At 43.6% G+C, this 241-nt stretch carries 1 protein-coding gene; it reads right to left on the minus strand.

The genetic code is table 11. The features are described from left to right. On the minus strand, positions 1-217 hold a 217-nt coding region (locus tag HMPREF0519_RS12845), incomplete at its 3' end, for a M24 family metallopeptidase (RefSeq protein WP_040472859.1). Positions 218-241 lie beyond the last annotated feature (24 nt).

Raw genomic sequence — 241 nt, forward strand, 5'->3', positions numbered from 1 at the left:
CAATGTCACTTGCCTTTTCCCCGGGCTTAAGATGCTTTAAAAAGAGCTTACGAGCATTCATCATTTGGTTAAAATGTCCGACCTCTTCTTTTGTCGGGTCTTCAGTAAAGAAAGTTCGTTCACATTCGGCAGCGTATCCTTGAATAACAAACAGTGCAATATTAATGTTTGGGCCGGCACCAATTTTGGCGTTCATATCCGGAATGCTATGCGGCATAAAGCTATATTCGGACGGCCAGAC

This window comes from Lentilactobacillus hilgardii DSM 20176 = ATCC 8290, from assembly GCF_000159315.1.
GTDB lineage: Bacteria > Bacillota > Bacilli > Lactobacillales > Lactobacillaceae > Lentilactobacillus > Lentilactobacillus hilgardii.